The 2,735-nt window shown below is 70.2% G+C and carries 3 protein-coding genes; all 3 read left to right on the plus strand.

Annotated elements, in window-relative coordinates; genetic code table 11:
• On the plus strand, positions 1-402 hold a 402-nt coding region (locus ACIY1X_RS25830; RefSeq protein WP_399686385.1), incomplete at its 5' end, for a CoA transferase.
• On the plus strand, positions 399-1,568 hold the full coding sequence (locus ACIY1X_RS25835) for an acyl-CoA dehydrogenase family protein (RefSeq protein WP_399686387.1): 1,170 nt from the start codon (positions 399-401) through the stop codon (positions 1,566-1,568). The genes ACIY1X_RS25830 and ACIY1X_RS25835, both read left to right, overlap by 4 nt.
• A gap of 77 nt (positions 1,569-1,645) precedes the next feature.
• Positions 1,646-2,539, plus strand: coding sequence for an acetylglutamate kinase (argB, locus tag ACIY1X_RS25840; protein ID WP_399686390.1), 894 nt, complete (start codon positions 1,646-1,648; stop codon positions 2,537-2,539).
• Positions 2,540-2,735: the final 196 nt, after the last annotated feature.

The raw sequence follows: 2,735 nt of genomic DNA on the forward strand, positions 1-2,735 counted from the left end.
GCCGCGCACATCGCCGAGTGCTACGCCTTCGTCGCCGAGGTGATGGCCACCCGCAGCAGCGAGGCCTGGGTGGCCGCGCTGCAGGCGGCCGACATCCCGGTGGCGCGCCTGCACAGCACCGACAGCCTGCTGCACGACCCGCACCTGCAGGCCGTGGGCTTCTTCCGCCCGGTCGACCACCCCACCGAGGGCGCGCTGCGCACGCCCGCGCCGGTGGGCCGCTATGGCCGCACGCCGCCTTCGCTGCACCGTCACGCGCCGCGCATCGGCGAGCACAGCGCCGAGCTGCTGCGCGAGGCCGGCTACGGCGAGGCCGAGGTGGCCGACCTGATCACGCGCGGCATCGCCCGCGAGGCCGCGGCTTCCCCTTGCTCCGCCCATTCCCCCGAGATCACGCCATGAACTTCACCATGACCGACGACCAGCGCGCGCTGGTCGACGCCATCGAAAGCCTGTGCCAGGACTTCCCGATCGACTACTGGCGCGAGCAGGACGAGAAGGCCGAGTTCCCGCACGCCTTCCACCGCGCCGTGGCGGCCGCCGGCTTCCTCGGCATCGCCATGCCCGAGGCGCAGGGCGGCGCCGGCCTGGGCATCACCGAGGCGGCGCTGATGATGCGCACCATCAGCGCCAGCGGCGCCGGCATGTCGGGCGCCTCGGCCATCCACATGAACATCTTCGGCCTCAACCCGGTGGTGGTGTTCGGCTCCGAGGCGCAGAAGGCGCGCTTCCTGCCGCCGCTGATCGAGGGCAAGGAGAAAGCCTGCTTCGCCGTCACCGAGCCCGACGCCGGCCTGGACACCACGCGCCTGAAGACGCAGGCCGTGCGCCGGCCGGGCGGCGGCTATGTGCTCTCGGGCCGCAAGCTCTGGATCTCCACCGCGCAGGTGGCCGACCGCATGCTCATCCTCACGCGCAGCACGCCGCTGGACGAGGTGAAGAAGCCCACGCAGGGCCTCACGCTCTTCTACACCGCGCTGGACCGCAGCAGAGTGGAAGTCCGCGAGATCCACAAGCTCGGCCGCGCCGCGGTGGACTCCAACATGCTCTTCATCGACGGCCTGGAGGTGCCGGAGGACGACCGCATCGGCGAGGAGGGCCGCGGCTTCGAGTACATCCTGCACGGCATGAACCCGGAACGCATCCTGATCGCCGCCGAGGCGGTGGGGCTGGGCCGCGCGGCGCTGCGCATCGCGGCGCAGTACGCCGGCGAGCGCGTCGTCTTCGGCCGCCCCATCGGCCAGAACCAGGGCGTGGCGCACCCGCTGGCGCGTGCCTGGATGAACCTGGAGGCCGCCGACCTGATGGTGATGAAGGCCGCCACGCTCTACGACGCCGGCCAGCCCTGCGGCGCCGAGGCCAACGCCGCCAAGTACCTGGCGGCCGAGGCGGCGCACGACGCCTGCCAGAATGCCATCCTCACCCTCGGCGGCATGGGCTACGCGAAGGAATACCACGTCGAGCGGCTGCTGCGCGAGTGCTACATCCCGCGCATCGCGCCGGTCAGCCCGCAGATGATCCTGAACTTCGTCGCCGAGCGGGTGCTGGGGCTGCCGAAGTCGTACTGAGCGGCCGGGGCGCGGCGGCCCGTCAGCTTCCTGCGGCACAATTTCCGCATTCCCCCACTGCGCCGACCGCCGCCGCCATGACCGACCCCGTGCTCAACATCCCTCCCCGCGACAAGGCCGAGATCCTGGCCCAGGCGCTGCCCTACATCCGCAAGTACCACGGCAAGACCATGGTCATCAAGTACGGTGGCAACGCGATGACCGACCCGGCGCTGCAGGCCGACTTCGCCGAGGACGTGGTGCTGCTCAAGCTGGTGGGCATCAACCCGGTGGTGGTGCACGGCGGCGGCCCGCAGATCGAGGCGGCGCTCAACAAGCTGGGCAAGAAGGGCCACTTCGTCCAGGGCATGCGCGTGACCGACGCCGAGACGATGGAAGTCGTCGAATGGGTGCTGGCCGGCGAAGTGCAGCAGGACATCGTCGGCCTGATCAACCAGGCCGGCGGCAAGGCGGTGGGCCTGACGGGGCGCGACGGCGGCCTGATCCGCGCGCAGAAGCTGAAGATGGCCGACCGCAACGACCCGGCGCTGATGCACGACGTCGGCCAGGTCGGCGACATCGTCTCGATCGACCCCGGCGTGGTGCAGGCGCTGCAGGACGACGCCTTCATCCCCGTCGTCAGCCCGATCGGCTTCGGTGAGGAGAACGAGAGCTACAACATCAACGCCGACGTGGTGGCCGGCAAGCTGGCCACGGTGCTCAAGGCCGAGAAGCTGGTGCTGCTGACCAACACGCCCGGCGTGCTCGACAAGAACGGCCAGCTGTTGACCAACCTGAGCGCGCGCGAAATCGACGACCTGTTCGCCGACGGCACCATCTCCGGCGGCATGCTGCCCAAGATCGAGGGTGCGCTGGATGCAGCCAAGAGCGGCGTGAACGCGGTGCACATCATCGACGGGCGGGTGCCGCATTCGATGCTGCTGGAGATCCTGACGGACCAGGCCTACGGCACCATGATCCGCGCCCGGTAGCCGCCTGCATTGCTCCCTCTCCCTCTGGGAGAGGGCTGGGGTGAGGGCGGCGGCGCATCTTCACCCACGCGGCTTCGCCATCGCCCCCTGCCCCTCACCCAGCCTCTCCCCAGAGGGGAGAGGAGCCAAAACCTCGCTCTCTACTCGTACCCGCGCGGATTGCCCTGCTGCCAGCGCCAGGCGTCGGCGCACATCT

It is taken from the genome of Xenophilus sp. (genome assembly GCF_044462705.1).
GTDB classification, from domain to species: Bacteria; Pseudomonadota; Gammaproteobacteria; order Burkholderiales; family Burkholderiaceae_C; genus Xenophilus; species Xenophilus azovorans.

Bases quoted from the DNA above. Each gene is read 5' to 3' on its own strand.
- ACIY1X_RS25835 (WP_399686387.1), top strand. From the start codon at position 399: ATGAACTTCACCATGACCGACGACCAGCGCGCGCTGGTCGACGCCATC.
- argB (WP_399686390.1), top strand. From the start codon at position 1,646: ATGACCGACCCCGTGCTCAACATCCCTCCCCGCGACAAGGCCGAGATC.